The organism is Bradyrhizobium sp. FW305-F6 (assembly GCF_058782905.1).
Window position 1 is genome coordinate 295,015 of sequence record NZ_JBYSYD010000004.1, and the last position, 17,291, is coordinate 312,305.

General features: G+C 64.0%; 13 protein-coding genes. 9 read left to right on the plus strand and 4 right to left on the minus strand.

Annotated elements, in window-relative coordinates; all coding sequences use genetic code 11:
- Positions 1-227: 227 nt before the first annotated feature.
- Positions 228-3,068 (plus strand): preprotein translocase subunit SecA, encoded by a 2,841-nt coding sequence (gene secA, locus AC3WLX_RS25895; protein ID WP_492338069.1) that lies wholly within the window; start codon positions 228-230, stop codon positions 3,066-3,068.
- Between the two features lie 238 nt (positions 3,069-3,306).
- The gene (locus AC3WLX_RS25900) at positions 3,307-4,833 is read left to right on the plus strand and encodes a sensor histidine kinase (RefSeq protein ID WP_291621405.1); all 1,527 of its coding nucleotides are present in this window, start codon (positions 3,307-3,309) and stop codon (positions 4,831-4,833) included.
- On the opposite strand, the gene AC3WLX_RS25905 is transcribed toward AC3WLX_RS25900, so the two are convergent.
- Positions 4,784-5,326, minus strand: coding sequence for a response regulator (locus tag AC3WLX_RS25905; RefSeq protein ID WP_492338070.1), 543 nt, complete (start codon positions 5,324-5,326; stop codon positions 4,784-4,786). The genes AC3WLX_RS25900 and AC3WLX_RS25905 overlap by 50 nt on opposite strands.
- A 36-nt stretch (positions 5,327-5,362) precedes the next feature.
- A complete protein-coding gene (locus AC3WLX_RS25910; RefSeq protein WP_036042586.1) occupies positions 5,363-5,806 on the minus strand; it encodes a MarR family winged helix-turn-helix transcriptional regulator in 444 nt (147 codons plus the stop codon).
- A gap of 178 nt (positions 5,807-5,984) precedes the next feature.
- Here AC3WLX_RS25910 and AC3WLX_RS25915 point away from each other — a divergent pair, with 178 nt between their 5' ends.
- From AC3WLX_RS25915 to AC3WLX_RS25945, 7 genes are all read left to right on the plus strand, one after another.
- Positions 5,985-7,169 (plus strand): substrate-binding domain-containing protein, encoded by a 1,185-nt coding sequence (locus tag AC3WLX_RS25915; protein ID WP_492338071.1) that lies wholly within the window; start codon positions 5,985-5,987, stop codon positions 7,167-7,169.
- 167 nt (positions 7,170-7,336) lie between these two features.
- Positions 7,337-8,851 (plus strand): amidase, encoded by a 1,515-nt coding sequence (locus AC3WLX_RS25920; protein WP_492338072.1) that lies wholly within the window; start codon positions 7,337-7,339, stop codon positions 8,849-8,851.
- A 36-nt stretch (positions 8,852-8,887) separates the two neighbouring features.
- Positions 8,888-9,745, plus strand: a complete 858-nt coding sequence (locus AC3WLX_RS25925; protein WP_492338073.1) for a branched-chain amino acid ABC transporter permease — start codon at positions 8,888-8,890, stop codon at positions 9,743-9,745.
- Positions 9,746-9,747: 2 nt separating this feature from the next.
- Entirely contained in the window at positions 9,748-10,965 is a 1,218-nt protein-coding gene (locus AC3WLX_RS25930; protein ID WP_492338074.1) for a substrate-binding protein, read from the plus strand.
- A gap of 189 nt (positions 10,966-11,154) precedes the next feature.
- A complete protein-coding gene (locus AC3WLX_RS25935) occupies positions 11,155-12,249 on the plus strand; it encodes a branched-chain amino acid ABC transporter permease (RefSeq protein ID WP_492338075.1) in 1,095 nt (364 codons plus the stop codon).
- On the plus strand, positions 12,236-12,970 hold the full coding sequence (locus AC3WLX_RS25940; protein ID WP_291621419.1) for an ABC transporter ATP-binding protein: 735 nt from the start codon (positions 12,236-12,238) through the stop codon (positions 12,968-12,970). The genes AC3WLX_RS25935 and AC3WLX_RS25940 overlap by 14 nt, the downstream gene beginning before the upstream one ends.
- A complete protein-coding gene (locus tag AC3WLX_RS25945) occupies positions 12,963-13,658 on the plus strand; it encodes a branched-chain amino acid ABC transporter ATP-binding protein (protein ID WP_492338076.1) in 696 nt (231 codons plus the stop codon). Before AC3WLX_RS25940 ends, AC3WLX_RS25945 begins: the two co-directional genes overlap by 8 nt.
- A gap of 428 nt (positions 13,659-14,086) precedes the next feature.
- Here the strand turns inward: AC3WLX_RS25945 and AC3WLX_RS25950 are convergent, their stop codons facing one another.
- The gene (locus AC3WLX_RS25950; RefSeq protein ID WP_291621423.1) at positions 14,087-15,178 is read right to left on the minus strand and encodes a helix-turn-helix transcriptional regulator; all 1,092 of its coding nucleotides are present in this window, start codon (positions 15,176-15,178) and stop codon (positions 14,087-14,089) included.
- Positions 15,179-15,328: 150 nt separating this feature from the next.
- Positions 15,329-16,888: a L,D-transpeptidase family protein gene (locus AC3WLX_RS25955; RefSeq protein WP_492338077.1), complete on the minus strand. Its 1,560-nt coding sequence runs from the start codon at positions 16,886-16,888 to the stop codon at positions 15,329-15,331.
- Positions 16,889-17,291 lie beyond the last annotated feature (403 nt).

Consider the following 17,291-nt stretch of genomic DNA (forward strand, 5'->3'; position numbering starts at 1 on the left):
AAGGCCCTGACCGGGCCATATCTCTGGCCGGTCGCGACCATGGCGATGGCGTTTATTTTGCTGCGTTTTTGGCCGTTGAACCCAGACTAGCCCAATTCCCACCCATATGGCGGATGACCCCCGCAGTCCGGGCTCTGACGCCGCGAAGCGTCACGGTGAGTTGATAGCCAGGCGGGTGACAACTTTCTTAGGCCAACGCGGTTAAATCGCGAACACAGGAACCAGGCATGATCGGCGCGCTCGCCCGCAAGTTTTTCGGCTCCGCCAACGACCGGCGGGTGAAGGGATATCAGTCCCGCGTCAACGCGATCAACGCGCTGGAGCCGGAGGTGTCGAAGCTCTCCGACGAGGCGCTCAAGGCCCGCACTGCGGAATTCAAGCAGCAGCTCGCCAACGGCAAGACGCTCGACGACCTCCTGGTGCCCGCCTTCGCCACCGTGCGCGAGGCCGCCAAGCGCACGCTCGGCCAGCGCCATTTCGACGTCCAGCTGATCGGCGGCATGGTGCTGCACGAGGGCGACATCGCCGAGATGAAGACCGGCGAAGGCAAGACGCTGGTCGCGACGCTGGCGGTCTATCTCAACGCGCTCGCCGGCAAGGGCGTCCACGTCGTCACCGTGAACGACTATCTCGCCCGCCGCGACTCCGGCTGGATGGGCCAGATCTACGGCTTCCTCGGTATGACCACCGGCGTGATCGTCCACGGCCTCGACGATGCCGAGCGCAAGGCGGCCTACGCCTGCGACATCACCTACGGCACCAACAACGAATACGGCTTCGACTATCTGCGCGACAACATGAAGTACCGGCTCGAGGACATGGTCCAGCGGCCGCACTTCTTCGCCATCGTCGACGAGGTCGACTCCATCCTGATCGACGAAGCGCGCACGCCGCTGATCATCTCCGGCCCGCTCGACGACCGCTCCGATTTCTACAACACCATCGACGGCTTCCTGCCCAAGCTCGACAAGACCGATTACGAGGTCGACGAGAAGCAGCGCACGGTGACGCTGACCGAAGGCGGCATGGAGAAGATCGAGACGCTGCTGCGCGATGCCGGCCAGCTCAAGGGCGAGTCGCTCTACGACGTCGAGAACGTCTCCGTCGTGCATCACATCAACCAGGCGCTGCGCGCCCACACGCTGTTCACCCGCGACAAGGACTACATCGTCCGCGACAACGAGGTCGTCATCATCGACGAGTTCACCGGACGCATGATGCCGGGCCGCCGCTATTCGGAAGGCCTGCACCAGGCGCTCGAAGCCAAGGAGCACGTCCAGGTCCAGCCTGAGAACCAGACGCTGGCCTCGATCACCTTCCAGAACTACTTCCGCATGTACGAGAAGCTGGCCGGCATGACCGGCACGGCCGCGACCGAAGCGGACGAATTGTTCGACATCTACAAGCTCGAGGTCGTTGAGATCCCGACCAATCTGTCGATCGCGCGCCTCGACGAGGACGACGAGGTCTATCGCACCCAGCAGGAAAAATACCGCGCCATCCTCGCCGAGATTGAGCGCGCCAATTCGCGGCTGCAGCCGGTACTGGTCGGCACCGCCTCGATCGAGAAGTCGGAAGTGCTCGCCGAATTCCTCAAGAAGAACGGCTACAAGCAGATCGATTTCGGCAAGGAGAACGCGCTCGACAAGCTCTATGCCGCCGCCCGCGCAGGCAAGCCGGCCAAGCTGTTCGCGGTGCTGAACGCGCGCTTCCACGAGCAGGAAGCTTACATCGTCGCCGAAGCCGGCGTGCCCGGCGCGATCACGATCGCGACCAACATGGCCGGCCGCGGCACCGACATCAAGCTCGGCGGCTCGCTCGAGATGCGCCTCCAGCAGGAGACCGCAGGCATCGAGGACGAAGCGGAGAAGGCCAGCAAGATCGAGCAGATCAAGGCCGATATCGCCCACTTCCGCGACATCGTGCTGAAGGCCGAGGAGACAGTCGAGATCGAGCCGGCGAAGGGAAGCAAGCCCGCCAAGACCGTGAAGAAGCCCGGCGGCCTCTACATCATCGGCTCCGAGCGCCACGAATCCCGCCGCATCGACAACCAGCTGCGCGGCCGTTCCGGCCGTCAGGGCGACCCCGGCCGCTCGAAGTTCTTCCTGTCGCTGGAAGACGATCTGATGCGCATCTTCGGCTCGGACCGTCTCGACAGCATGCTGCAGCGTCTCGGCCTGCAGGAGGGCGAGGCCATCATCCATCCCTGGATCAACAAGGCGCTCGAGAAGGCGCAGCAGAAGGTCGAAGCCCGCAACTTCGACATCCGCAAGAACCTGCTCAAGTTCGACAACGTCCAGAACGACCAGCGCAAGGTGATCTTCGATCAGCGCATCGAGCTGATGAAGGACGAGAGCGTGGCCGAGACCGTCGCCGACATGCGCCATGCCTTCATCGACGACCTCGTCGCCAAGCACGTGCCCGAGCATGCCTATGCCGAGCAGTGGGACGTCGCCGGGCTCAAGGACGAATTGAACCGCGTGCTCGGTCTCGACCTGCCGGTCGACGAATGGGCCAAGGAAGAGGGCATCGCCGACGAGGAGCTGCTCTCGCGCATCGAGACCAAGGCCGACGAGCACATGGCCGCCAAGGTTGCGCAATGGGGTCCCGACGTGATGCGCTACGTCGAGAAGACCATCCTGTTGCAGACGCTCGACCATCTCTGGCGCGAGCACCTGATCATGCTCGACCATCTGCGCCAGGTCATCGGCCTGCGCGGCTACGGCCAGCGCGATCCGTTGCAGGAATACAAGACCGAAGCCTTCAACCTCTTCCAGGAGATGAGCGCTCATCTGCGCGAGGCCGTCACGGCCCAGCTGATGCGGGTCGAGATCGTGCCGCCGGAGCAGGAAGCCCCCGTGCTGCCGCCCATGGAAGCGCACAAGTTCGATCCGAATACCGGCGAAGACGAGATGGCGCTCGCCAGCGTCTCGCTCGGCACCCAGGCCACCGACGCGTCGCTGCGCGATCCAAAGAACCCCGCCAGCTGGGGCAAGATCGGCCGCAACGAGGATTGCCCGTGCGGTAGCGGCAAGAAGTACAAGCACTGCCACGGGCGGTACGCCTAGCCGTATCCAGCGCCGCCGCGGAACATTTCGTCGCGGCGCCGGCCCTGGCAAGAGGATGTCGGCGGAACCGCTTTTAACAGATGTTATTATAGATAGGACCTTGGCGGGGACGCCCCGGCGGGTCACGGGCAGGTAGTCCATCGTTGCTCCCTCGAATTCGCGTTTGCGAAGACCGCAGGGAGTGCTTCGATGCGATTGCGCTCGATGACAGATGCAATCGCGCCGGACCGAATTTTTCATGACATCTGCGGACTATTCTCTGCCTTCCCGGTCTGCGGTGCTCGCAGCGCACGACCTGACAAATGCAGCCGACGTCGCCGCGTTCGGCGAATTGACCGGCTTCGCCGCGGCGCTGTGCAACGCGCCGATCTGCCTGATCAGCGTGGTGGAAGACACGACGCAGCGCTTTCTTGCCAAGCAGGGGATTGATCTCTGCGAAACGCCGCGCGAATCGTCGTTCTGTGCGCATGCCATGTTGCAGCCCGATCTCATGGTTGTGCCCGATGCGACACTTGACCCGAGGTTTGCCGAGAATCCACTGGTGATCGGCGAGCCGTTCATCAGGTTCTATGCCGGGGCGCCGCTCGTGGCCGATGACGGATTTCCCCTCGGCGCGCTTTGCGTCATCGATCGCGCTCCTCGGGCCAGCCTGACACCGCTGCAGGCGCAGGGACTGCGGGTCATGGCAGCCCAAGTCATGGCTGTGCTCGGTTCGCGCCGCAAGACAAAGCTTCAGGCGGCCAACGAGGCGGTTGCAAAGCAGGCGCTATCAGAGACGGAGCAGAAGTTTCGCATTCTTGCAGACACCATGCCGCAGATGGTGTGGTCGACGCTGCCGGACGGCCATCACGACTACTACAATGCCAGATGGTACGAGTTCACCGGTATGCCCGAAGGGTCCACCGATGGCGAGGGCTGGAACGGGATGTTTCATCCCGAGGATCAGGAGCGAGCCTGGGAACGCTGGCGGCATGCGCTGCGGACCGGCGAACCTTATGAGATCGAGTACCGCCTGCGCGACGCCGAGGGCAAATACCGCTGGACGCTCGGACGGGCTTTGCCGATCCGGGATTCCGACGGCAACATCACCCGCTGGTTCGGGACCTGCACCGATATTCACGAGCAGAAGCTGCTGATGGAGCAGCGCGAGATGGTCAGCCAGGAGCTGAGCCATCGCATCAAGAACATCTTTTCGGTCATCAACGGATTGATTGGCCTGTCGACGCGGAGCCATCCCGAGTTGAAGGGGCCTGCCGACGAGTTGCGTGCGCGCATCATGTCGCTCGGCAAGGCGCACGATTTCGTCCGGCCGCATAGCGCACGGTCACAGCCGCTCGCGCCTCAGGCGACCCTCAAGGGTCTCCTGGAGCAGTTGCTGTCGGCCTACCAATCCGGGACCGAGCGGGTTTCGATCAAGGGCGACGATCTCCGGATCGATGATCGCTCTGCAACGCCGCTGGCGCTGTCGTTCCACGAACTTGCGACCAATGCCGCCAAATATGGTGCGCTCTCGACGTTCGACGGCCGGGTCGTCATCGACATTCGCGAAGCGGATGACGACGTCGCGATCGAGTGGATCGAGCGCGGCGGTCCTAAGCTTGAGCAGCCGCCGCGCAACGAAGGCTTCGGCTCGCGGCTGATCAACCTCAGCATGTCCAATCAGCTCGGTGGAAAGGTCTTTTACACCTGGGATCCCGACGGCCTTCAGGTCGAGGCTAGGATCCCAAAGACGTCGATGAGCCGTCCGGTCCTGCAAAGAACGTGACGTCCGCCGAGTGGACCGCTTTGGTCGCGCCGGCGGCGTGCTGGACTGCCGTGAGGATGGCTTCGTCACTGAACGGCTTGCGGATGAAGCCGATCGCGGTGCCAGCCCTCGGCTTGATCTGCGCAGGATTTGCCGTGACGTACACGATCTTGGTGCCGTAATCCCGCGCAAGGTCCAGCGCGATCTGCGGCCCGGTCAAGCCGTCCCTGAGGTTGACGTCCACCAGCGCAATCTGCGCCTGGGGTGCTGCCTCCAACGCTTCCCTGCGATCCGCCGCGATGGCCGCGACCCGGTAGCCCGCGTCTTCGAGGATGCGTGCAATGTCGCTGGCGACGAAAATTTCGTCTTCGACAATCAATACGGAGGGTGTCATTTGCGCCGTCGTAACGGTTGAACAATCCGGATCGGCTTGGCGGACATGTTCTCCACGGCCGTGCGAGCCGGGACTAACCCCAAGTTGCGTCTTTGGTTCCCGTGATGCCGGCGCGGCCAAGGCCCGAAAGCATGCGCAAAGCTCAATCAGACAAGCTCAATTGGAACTGTCGATCAGGCTCTCCAAAAGCCGCTTGAGCTCGCTCGTCGGCTTGTCGCCGTAGCTTTCCAGGATGTGCTCCTCCTGGTCCACCGCCAGCGAGTTGAGCTTCTTGCAAAGCACCTTGCCGCGGTCGGAGATGAACATCAGCACCTTGCGGCGGTCGTTCGGGTCCTGCACGCGATAGACCAGCGTGTCGGAGACCATGCGGTCGATCATCTTCGTCAGCGTCGGATGGTTGAGCAGCACGGCGTCCGCGAGCTCGCCCATCGAATGGCCATTGCCGTCCGACAGCACTTTCAGGATACGCCATTGCTCGACGGGGACCCCTTCCTTACTCAACCGCAGTTCGAGCTGCCGGTTGATTTCCCGGTTGGCTTGCGCGAGCAGGTAAGCGAGGTGTTCGGTGATCGGGGAATTTTGTTTCGGCGGTTTTGCCACGGCTGAGACTTCGCCTTGACCCAAATGAGTGAATGTCTTGCAATCGATGCTGCATCTATATGCACTTCAATTCTTGAATATTCAATATTTTCAAAATAGGATCGCTGCCTAACAAAAGGGCGGAAGCCGCGGCCGCTCGAAGAATGTGCTTTCGGTCTGGTCCCAGACAGGAGTTGGCGTGCGCGCGACGGTGAACTTCCCGGCTCACGGCGGCTCGGCGTTGCCGCCGTCCTTGCTGTTCAGGAATTTGTCGTCATCGGCGGCGGATTTCGACCTGTCGCCATTTGACACCCATTTCATGAAGCGCCGCGGCGCGCGCAACAAGCTGCGCATCGGCAATTTCCTCACCTTCACCGGCTCGCCCGGGATCTGGGGGCCGAGCTCCACCAACAGCGCGATGCTCGCAGTGGCCGAGATCAACAAGCGCGGCGGCATTCTGGGCCGCGAACTCGAGCTGTCGATCTACGATTCCGGCGGCCCGATCGAGGAGGTGGTGCGTCGCGCCGAGCAGGCGATCGCCTTCGACGAGGTCGACCTGATCATGGGCTCGCATATCAGCGCGGTCCGCGTCGCGCTGCGCAAGGTCACCGGCAACCGCATCCCCTACATCTATACCCCCGTCTACGAAGGCGGCGAGCGTACGCCGGGCGTGATGGCGATCGGCGAGACGCCGCGCTGGCAGAGCCGGCCCGCGATCCACTGGCTCGCGGACGTCAAGAAGGCGGCGCGGTGGTACCTGATCGGCAGCGACTATGTCTGGCCCTGGCAGTCGCATCGCGCCGTGAAACGCTACATCAAGGAGGCGGGCGGGCAGGTCGTCGGCGAGGAGTTCGTGCCCGTCGGCGAGGACAACCACGAGCCGCACCTGGCGCGCATCCGTGCGGCGAGGCCCGACGTGGTGCTGATCTCGCTGATCGGCACCGACAGCATCACCTTCAACCGCGCCTTCGCCGAAGCGGGCCTTGCGACGTCGACGCTGCGGCTTGGTGGCGCGATGGACGAGACCGTGCTGCTCGGCATCGGCGCCGACAACACCGAGAATCTGTTCTGTGCGTCCGGCTATTTCAACTGCATGGCCTCGCGCGCCAACGACGAGTTCCTCAGCGGCTACCACGCCATGTTCGGCGCCAACGCGCCGCCGGTCGGCTCCGTCGGCCAGTCGAATTATGAGGGCTTGCGCTTCCTGGAGTCGGTGGCCAACCGCGCCGGCTCGCTCGCCTTTCGTCCGCTGCTCGAGGCCGCGCGCAACACGGTCTATACGGCCGGCCGCGGTCCGGTGACGCTGCGCGACGGCCGCGCCGAGATGCCGATGTATCTCGCCGAGGCCGACGGGCTCGACTTCAGGATCCTCAGGACGCTCTGAGCGGCGCCCGCCGACACGCCGCAGCGACCTTGCGAAATAATTCTTGAAAAGGAAAATATTTCCGTCTCTAGTAATCCCGTGAAGCCGGTTGGCCCGCGCCGTGCAGGGCGCCAGCGAGCGGCTTCCGTCCAAACGCCAGGGATCAAGAAGCCTTCAAGGAGAGCGCCGTGACAGTTGCCCTTCCAACGCCAGCCCAGCTTCGCAGTGTCGCCGAGCAGTGTGGCCTTTCGCTCACCGACGACGACGTCGCCTCGTTTCGCGGCCTGATGCAGGGCTCGATCGAAGCCTACAATCTCGTCGCCACGATGCCGGATGAACTGCCGGAGGTGAAATATCCGAGGACGCCCGGCTATCGGCCGTCGGCGGAGGAGAACCCGCGCAATGCCTGGTATCGCAAGTCGACCGTGAAGGGCGCCGCCAGCGGCAAGCTCAAGGGCAAGACCGTCGCGCTGAAGGACAACATCATGCTGGCCGGCGTGCCCATGACCAACGGCTCGTCGACGCTGGAAGGTTATGTGCCCGATTTCGACGCCACCATCGTCACCCGCATGCTGGATGCCGGCGCCGAGATCAAGGGCAAGGTGCATTGCGAGCATTTCTGCCTGTCCGGCGGCAGCCACACCGGCTCCTACGGTCCGGTGCACAATCCGCACAAGATGGGCTATTCGGCCGGCGGCTCGTCGTCGGGCTCGGGCGTCGTGGTCGCGCTCGGCGAGGTCGACATGGCGATCGGCGGCGACCAGGGCGGCTCGATCCGCATGCCGTCCTCGTTCTGCGGCACCTACGGCATGAAGCCGACCTGGGGCCTCGTGCCCTATACCGGCATCATGCCGATCGAGATCTATGTCGATCATACCGGCCCGATGACCGCGACGGTCGAAGACAATGCGCTGCTGCTCGAAGTGCTCGCCGGTGACGACGGCTACGATCCGCGCATCAAGTCCCCGAAGGTCGAGGAATACACCAAGGCGCTCGGCCAGGGCGTCAAGGGCATGAAGATCGGCATCGTCAAGGAAGGCTTCGAGCAGCCGACTGCGGAAGCGGCGGTGAACGAAAGCGTGCGAGAGGCCGCAAAGCGTTTCAAGGACCTCGGCGCCACGGTCGAGACCGTCTCGATCCCGATGCACCTGTTGGGTGGCGCGATCTGGACCCCGATCGGCACCGAAGGCCTGACCCAGACCATGATGTTCGGCGACGGCTACGGCCTGTCCCGCGGCGATCTCTATTCGACCTCGCTGATGGACTTCCATCGCGGCTGGCGCCGGCAGGCCGACTCGCTGTCCGAGACCACGAAGCTTTTCATGTTGCTCGGCACCTACATCAACAACAATTTCGGCCCGCGCTTCTACGGCAAGGCGCTCAACATCTCGCGCCGGCTGACGGCCGCCTACGACAAGGCGTTTGGGGACTACGACCTGCTCCTGATGCCGACGACGCCGATGAAGGCGACCAAGCTGCCGGAGCCCAATGCCAGCCGCGAGGAATATGTCGCCCGCGCGCTGGAGATGATCTCCAACACCGCGCCGTTCGACATCACCCATCATCCGGCGATGTCGCTGCCCTGCGGCATGGTCGACGGCCTGCCGGTCGGCCTGATGCTGGTCGGCCGCATGTTCGAGGAAACCACGATCTACCGCGCCGCCCATGCCTTCGAGCAGATCGGCGACTGGAAGAAGATGTGAGGAAAGCTTTGCTTCAACTCGTCGGAAACGCAACGCATGGCTAACGCGTTCGTCGCGGCGTTCGAGATCCTGAGCTTCGGCGCGATCATCGTCCTGATCGTGCTGGGGCTCGGGATCATCGCCAGCATGATGGGCATCTTCAACTTCGCGCAGGGCGAGTTCGTGCTGCTCGGGGCCTACATCACCTATCTCGCCTATGCCAAGGGCCTGCCGATCTGGGCGGGCATGGTCGCGGCGCCCTTCGTGGTCGGCGCGCTCGGCCTCGTGCTGGAGGCGCTGATCATCCGACGATTCTACGCCGCACCGATCGTGGCCATGCTCGGCACCTATGCGCTCGGCCTGATCATCCGCGAAGCCGTCCGCGGGTTGATCGGCGGCTTCTACCTCACCGTGCCCGAGCCGATCGGCGGCTCGATCGACATCGGTGCCATGCATATCTCGGCCTGGCGCTTCACCATCATCGTCATCACGCTGCTGGTGATGGCCGGCTGCTATCTGCTGCTGTCGCGAACGAATTTCGGACTGCGCATGCGCGCCACGCTGGAGAACCCGTCGCTGGCGCGCGCGTCGGGCATTTCCACCCCGCTGATGTACGGCGCGACCTTCGCGTTCGGCTCGGCGCTCGCAGGCCTTGCCGGCGCGCTGATCGTGCCGGTGTTCAGTCTCTATGCCGATCTCGGCCTGCGCTTCCTGATCCAGGGCTTCGTCGCCGTCATGGTCGGCGGCGTTGGTTCCTTCATCGGTCCGGTGGCGGGTGCCGGCGTCATCGGCACGCTCAGCGCCGCGCTGCCCTGGGTGATGGCGCCGGTCGTCGCCGACGTCCTCGTCTTCGTTCTCGCCATCGTCTTCATCAAATTTCGCCCGCAGGGCCTCATCGCTGGAAAAGGGGTTTAGTCATGTTCGATCGTACACAGCTCTCACGCCGCCGTTTCCTCTCCAATTTCGCCTTCGCCTCCGGTGCGGTCGCAACCGGCGTCGGCAGCTGGGTGATCCCGGCGCCCTGGGCCAACGCGGCCGAGGCCCCGATCAAGGTCGGCATTGCCACCGACCTCACCGGCCCGATCGCCTATGCCGGCAACGCCGACGCCAACGTCGCGAAAATGGTGATCAAGGAGATCAACGCGGCCGGCGGCCTGCTCGGCCGTCCGCTCGAGCTCTACATCGAGGACACCGCTTCCAACGAATCCGTCGCCGTCGGCAACGTGCGCAAGCTGATCCAGCGCGACAAGGTCGACATGGTGCTGGGCGGCATCACATCCTCGATGCGCAATGCGATCAAGGACCCGATCGTGGCGCGCGGCAAGACGCTCTACATCTATCCGCAGCTCTACGAGGGCAAGGAGTGCACACCCTATCTATTCTGCACCGGACCGACCCCGGCGCAGCAATGCGACGAGTTCATTCCCTGGCTGATCAAGAACGGCGGCAAGAAGTTCGCGCTGCCGAGCGCCAACTATGTCTGGCCGCACACGCTCAACGTCTACGCCCGCAAGGTGATCGAATCGAACGGCGGCGAGGTCGTGTTCGAGGAGTATTATCCGCTCGACCAGGTCGATTTCTCCTCGACCGTCAACCGCATCATCTCCAACAAGGTCGACGTCGTCTTCAACACCGTCATTCCGCCGGGCGTCGGGCCGTTCTTCAAGCAGCTCTATGAAGCCGGCTTCCTCAAGAACGGCGGGCGCCTCGCTTGCGTCTACTATGACGAGAACACGCTCAACATCAATCAGGCCGCCGAGATCGAGGGGCTCGCGAGCTGCCTCGACTATTTCAAGGTGCTGACCAAGGAGAACCCGTTCGACGCCAAGATCCAGGCGGCCTACGAGAAGGATTTCCCTGGCAACTTCCTGTTTGCGGCCGGCAGCGCTGCCACGGGCACCTACCGCGGCCTCAAGTTGTGGGAGGCCGCCGTCAAGGAAGCCGGCAAGATCGATCGCGAATCGGTCGCCGCCGCGCTCGACCATGCCAAGATCGCCGAAGGTCCGGGTGGGCCGGCCGAGATGGTGCCGGGCAAGCGGCACTGCAAGATGAAGATGTACACCGCCGTCGCCAAGGGCGGAAACTACGAGATCGTCGCGCGCAGCAACGGCCTCGTCGATCCCAAGGAATGCTGATTTTTCTTCACCTCTCCCGGAGCGAGAGGTCGGATCGCTCCCGGCGATGCGAAGCATCGTCCGGCGCGGTCCGGGTGAGGGGGTACAGTCTCAGTCATTGCTGCGGCCCCTCACCCGGATTGCTCCGCAATCCGACCTCTCCCCGTTGGGGAGAGGTGCAGCGTCCGCCACAAGGTGCTCTAGCTTGGAATGCTGAAATCGATGAGTGGAGCCAAACAGGCAGTTGCCGCTGAGATTGGCGGTGAGGTGGACGTCGGAATGACCGAACGCGTGGCGATGACTCAGGCTGTCGCGGGACGAAAAATCCTGCCGATCGTCGAGGGCGTCGTGCTCGTCGCAGCGTTGCTCGCGCCGCTGGTGCTGCAGGACTATCTGACGGTGTTCGCGACGCGCGTGATCATCCTCGCGCTGTTCGCGCTGTCGTTCGACCTGGTTTGGGGCTATGCCGGTATCATGAGCTTCGGCCAGGCACTGTTCTTCGGCTCGGCCGGCTATGGCGTCGCGCTGCTCGCGCGCGACCTCAACGTCACCAACATCTTCCTCGTGTTGCCGGCGGGAACGCTGATCGGCCTCACCTTCGCGCTGCTGCTCGGCGGCTTCCTGCTCTTGGGACGGCATCCCTCCAGCGTGATCTTCGTCTCGCTCGGGACGCTGACCGGCTCCTACGCCGCCGATCGCCTCGCGCGCGGCTGGTATTATCTCGGCGGCCAGAACGGCATCCCCTCGATCGCGCCGATGTCGCTTGGGTCATACGACTTCACGGAAGGCCCGGCGTTCTATTATCTCGTGCTCGGCATCCTCGTCGTGGTCTATCTGCTCTGCCGCTTCCTGGTGCGCTCGCAATTCGGTCTGGCGCTCGCAGGGCTCCGTGAGAACGAGCAGCGCATCGCCTTCTTCGGCTACAAGGCACAGCACCTGAAGGCGATCATCTTCACCATCGGCGGCGCCGTTGCGGGCCTTGCCGGCAGCCTCTATGCCTTTCATGAGGGCTTCGTCTGGCCCAACATGGTCGGCGTCGTGGTTTCCACGCAGGTGGTGCTCTACGTGCTGTTCGGCGGCTCCGGCACGCTGATCGGCGCGGTGATCGGCGCCATCATCGTCGAGGGCGTCAGCTTCTGGCTCTCGGACAATTACCGCGACATCTGGCCGATCATCCTCGGTCTGCTGCTGCTGCTCGTGATCCTGTTCCGCCCGCTCGGCCTGATCAGCTTCGTCCTTGGCGAGCGCGAGCGGGTCGGTAGCTTCGGCGCGAAGCCAAAGGAGAAGCGCGATGCCGCTCCTTGAGGCCGCCGGCATCAAGAAGGTCTTCGGCAAGCTGACCGCGCTCGACGGCGCGGCGCTCACCGTCGGCGAGAACGAATTCCACGGCCTGATCGGCCCCAACGGCTCCGGCAAGAGCACGCTGATGAAGTGCATTGCGGGGGCCGAAGTGCCGACGCAGGGCAAGGTTTCCTTCGTCAACACCGACATCACCGCGTTCACGCCGACCGAGCGCGCCCGCGCCGGCATGAGCCTGAAGTTCCAGATCACCTCCGTGCTCCCGTCGCTGACGCTGTACGACAACATCCTGCTCGCGCTGCAGGCGCAGTCCTCGCTGTTCGACCTGGTGTTCTCGCGCACCCGGGGCGCGCTGCACGACCAGGTCATGACCATGCTGAGCCAGTTCCGCCTCGCCGACCGCGCCTTCGAGGCGGCGGCGGCGCTGTCGCATGGCCAGCAGCAATGGCTGGAGATCGCGATGGCGCTCGCCGGCAAGCCGAAGCTGCTGCTGCTCGACGAGCCCACCGGCGGCATGAGCCTCGAGGAGCGCCGCGTCACCGGCGAATTGCTGCAGCCGATCAAGCAGCATTGCTCGCTCGTCATCGTCGAGCACGACCTCGATTTCATCCGCGACATCTGCGATCGCCTCACCGTGCTGGACCAGGGCAAGGTGCTGGCCTCGGGCACGGTGCCGGAGATCCAGGCCAACCCGTCCGTCCAGGAGATTTATCTGCGCCGTGCCTGAATTTTTGGACATCAAGCATCTCGACGCCGGCTATGGCCGCAGCCAGGTCCTGTTCGACGTCACGCTCGGCATCCCCTGGCGCGGCGGCGTCGCCGTCCTCGGGCGCAACGGCGCCGGCAAGACCACGCTGATGAAGACCATCGTCGGCGAGCTGCCGGCCTGGAAGGGCGAGGTCGCCTTCGATGGCCGCGACATCAGCCGCCGCGCCACCCAGGAACGCGTGCGCGCCGGCATCGGCTACGTACCGCAGGAGCATTCGGTGTTCGCGCGCCTGTCGGTGCGCGACAATCTTGCCGTCGGCTCGCTCGCGAGCAAGAAGGCCGACGCGGTCGATCACGTGCTGACCATCTTCCCCAAGCTCGGCCAGCGGCTCGACCAGCCCGCTGGTACGCTCTCCGGCGGCGAGCGCAAGATGCTCGCGATCGGCCGCGCCATGCTGGGCGATCCGAAACTGCTGCTGCTGGACGAGCCGACCGAGGGCGTCTGGATCGGCGTCATTGAGGAGATCACCGAGCGCCTGATCGAGCTCGCCAAGGAGATCGCCGTCATCATCGTCGAGCAGCACCTCGATCTCGCACTGCGCGTCGCCGACTACGCCTATGTGCTCGACCGCGGCCGCGTCGCACTGCAGGGCCAGGCGGGGGAGGTCAGGGGCAATCCGGAGCTGATGCGGTATCTGGCGCCGTAACCGATGCGCGCGAGACGTCTCACGGCGAACTCAGCAGTCATGCTCCGCGAAAGCGGAGCATCCGGTACGTCGCGATTATGCGGGAAGTCGCGACCAATAGGGCGCGGTCAGAAGCAGCATGAAAAGTGCGCGTTCGGCCTGGTACTTTGCGGCAGATCGACTTGCTTCCCGCCCCCGGACCACGACCGCTCCTTGGCTGGTGCAGACGCTCCAGGCCCATCTTTTTCGCTTGCGCTGCACCAAAGTCACTTCGAACGTCGGAAACTCCGGTCTGACCATTGTCGCCGCTTCTCGCCCTTCATCCAACCGGATCAACTTCAACCCAGCGCTCCGACCGCTGTCTTCACCCATTTGGGTGAAAGAGATTCCAAGGCAAAGTCCGGCCTGGGGCCATCGAGAGCAAGGGCGATGCGGGACGGGAGATGGGTCTAGCCGCCCTGTAATGCCTTGCCAGCGAGCAAGCTGACGAGTTCCTGCTGACGGGAAAGGCCCGTCTTCGAAAGCACGGCTTTGAGCTGCGTGCGCACAGTCTCGCGCGTCACACCGAGTCTGACCGCGAGTGCATCGATCGATCCGGCCTGGGCAACTCCACGCGCGACCTGGGCCTCTGCCGGCGTCAGGTCGAACAACCCTTGCAGGACTTCCGCACTCGGGACCGCGCCGCGATCGACGGGTGTGACGATGAGCATGAAGGTGGCCAGCGTGAAGATATCGCGTGCCGATCCGCGCACCGGGACGACATGCAGCACCATCGGTACGCGATCGATCGCCGCTGCGATGGCGAGGGATTTGACGGTCGGGCCGTTGCCCACGAACGAGCGCCCCAGCGCCGCCGAGAACAATCCGTCGGCAGTGACATCGGTCAAAGTCAACCGATCTGCGCGGTCCTGGAACAGCGACGGCATCAGCGCTTCGAACAGGCCGTTCGCCGCGAGTAACTTGCCTCGTTCGCGCAGTATCGCCCCCGGCAGCCCAATGGCCTGCAAAGCATCGGCTTGCGCGCGTGCGCGCTCGAATCCAAGGCGGTTTGCAGTCAGGGACGCCCGAGCCAGATGAGGCCTCAAGCCATCGAGGAACAAGACGACGTCGCGCGGCACCGGTCCGTTGTCGTGGTGCCGCGGCATGACGATCGCGATCGAATCGCCGCTCGGTATTGGAATGAGAGTCCCGGCCCGGTAGCCGATGCCGTGCCTGCGGTAGAAATTGCAGTACACGTCATTGGTCGCGATCTCCTCTTCCGATAGAAGGTCTCCATCGTTCAGGAAGCCGGCGTAGTTGAGAGCGGCGGCGCGGGGCAGCAGCGGATCGCGCTCACTCCAACCCTCCTGCAAGAAGCGAGGCATGGTCTGGTCGTGATTGACGGAATTGACCCCGCTCACATAGCCGTCGCGAACCGCGAAAAGCAGTCCGCCATTGCCGCCGATGGCGTTGCCGATTTCATGGAGGACCTCGGGCCACAATGACGGTATGAGCCCGGCCTCGTAGATGCGGTCAATCAGATGATCGATACCCAAATCCACTTAATGCGCAGCGCCAAAGAGGTTGCGCCGTAACTATAGCTGGGTGATCCGGGTGAGCAATCCGGCACAACCAGCGTCGCGCCGGTTCCTCGAGGGAACCAACCGATGACCAAATTTGTGCGGAGAGTCCTCGCTGCGGGACCGACGCCCCTATCTCACCGCCCCAAAGCGGCTCTCGAACGAGTTCGACGGCACCACCGGCGCGGCGCCCATGATCTGCGTCGCTTCGCCCGCGCCATCGCTCAGCGACGGCTTCAGCGGCGGGCGCGTCTGGGCAAGGCGCGTGTCGGGCTGCGGCTTCGGCGGCTCTGCCGGCTTGGCGGCGGCAACAGCCGGCTTCGGCGCGTCCTTCGCGGCATCCTTCTTGTCTTGTCCCGGCACGAATCTCGTGACGGCGGCCTTGAGCCGCGACGCTGCCGTCGGCGGCGTCACGGGCGTCTGGGCCGGCGCCGCAGATGCGGTGGCTTGCGGCGGCGGCGTGGTTGCCGTGGTTTCCGATGAGCCTATGCCCATCTTGCGGCCGAGATTGGAAAAGAAACCGCCGCCTTGAGACTTCTCCGCCGGCTGAGCCGAGGCGACGCGGGTGCTTGGCGCGCTGACTGCGACCACCGGCTCCTCCTGCGGCGCGGGCGCGCTTGCCACCGCGTCGAGATTCGGCTTCGGCGGGTTGACGTGGCCGGGGATCGTACCCGGCGCCCTGGCCATCGCCAGCATTTGCAGCGTGGTGCCTTCGGCGCCCTCGGACAGCCCGGTCGAGCCTTCCGGAATCTTGGCGGCGAACACCTTGTTCATGCCGCCGTCGATGCCGGTGTTCATGCGCGCCACCGGCGTGCCCTTGGCGACGAGCCTTGCGTATTCGGTTTCGTCCTTGGCCTGCTTCTCGCGCACTGCGCTCGCGATCTCCTCGGGGATCACATAGGCCGGACATTTCGCCGAGGCGTCGAACACCAGATCGCGCTTGGCATCCGCCGGCCGAGCGGCGTCGAACACGTATCTTTTCTCGCAGAAATCGACCTTCGGCTCCTGCCGCGTCACCTCGAAATGATCATAGCCCTGCTTGATCATCTTCCAGAACGGCATGTTCGGATTGTTCCGGTGCTTGGCCATGTTCACCGGCGTCATCTTGAACGGATAGGCCTGCAGCTGGAACGCCTTCTGGCCGCCGAAGAAGGATTCGCGCCCGAGCGAATAGATCTCCGCGATCTGCTCGTCGGTCATGGCGTAGCAGCCGCGCGAGGAGCAATCGCCATGCACCATCAGCTGCGAGCCGGTGCGGCCGAGCGCCTTGTCGAACGCATTCGGATAGCCGGTGTTGAAGGAGAGGTAATAGGCCGATTGCGGATTCATCTGGCCCGGATTGATCGAGTAGAAGCCCTCCGGCGCTTGCCGGTCGCCTTCGCGCACCTTGGGGCCGAGATCGCCGGACCAGCGGCAGATCGGATAGGTCTTGAGCAGCGCGAACTGGCCCGAGCGGGTCTGCTTCCAGACCTCGAGCTCGGCCTCCTGCTTGAACAGGCGGACCAGGATCGGCGATTGCAGATCCATGTCCTTCTCGGCCATCGCGGCGATCAGCTTCGGCGGCACCGGCTGATTGGCCTTGGCGTTGGTCGCGAGCGAGATCTGGTCGCTGTTGCAGCCGGCCAGCAGGCCGCCGGCCGTCATCAGCGCAACCGAAGTCAAGAGCGCGCGCGCAAGCGAACGAGAAATCAAGATCGACCCCACACCGTGCCGGGCAGCAAGCGCAAACCCCAATTCGTTTGGCTCATGATCCGACCCGAAACCGACCCGCCGCGACGGGCTCGTCCAGACCATGCTCCAGCGCTTATGCCCTGAAGCCATTGATTAAAATTCTAACCTCTGGGTCATGTGGTCGCAACCCGGGCGGGGATCACGAGGCCGTTGGCCCAAGGGCATGGTCAACGAAGAATGAACGGACGCGACTTTGGGCGTGACTTGGGACGGAACTAGGGCTTTCGGCCCGTCCCGGACTCAGATCGCCGATTTGGGCAAAAAAAGGGTTAACGCAGGGTTACCGGGGGCTGCAGGGGAGGTCTCGTAGGGTGGGTTAGCGTCAGCGTAACCCACCTCTTCATCGCCGCGGAGACAGAAGTGG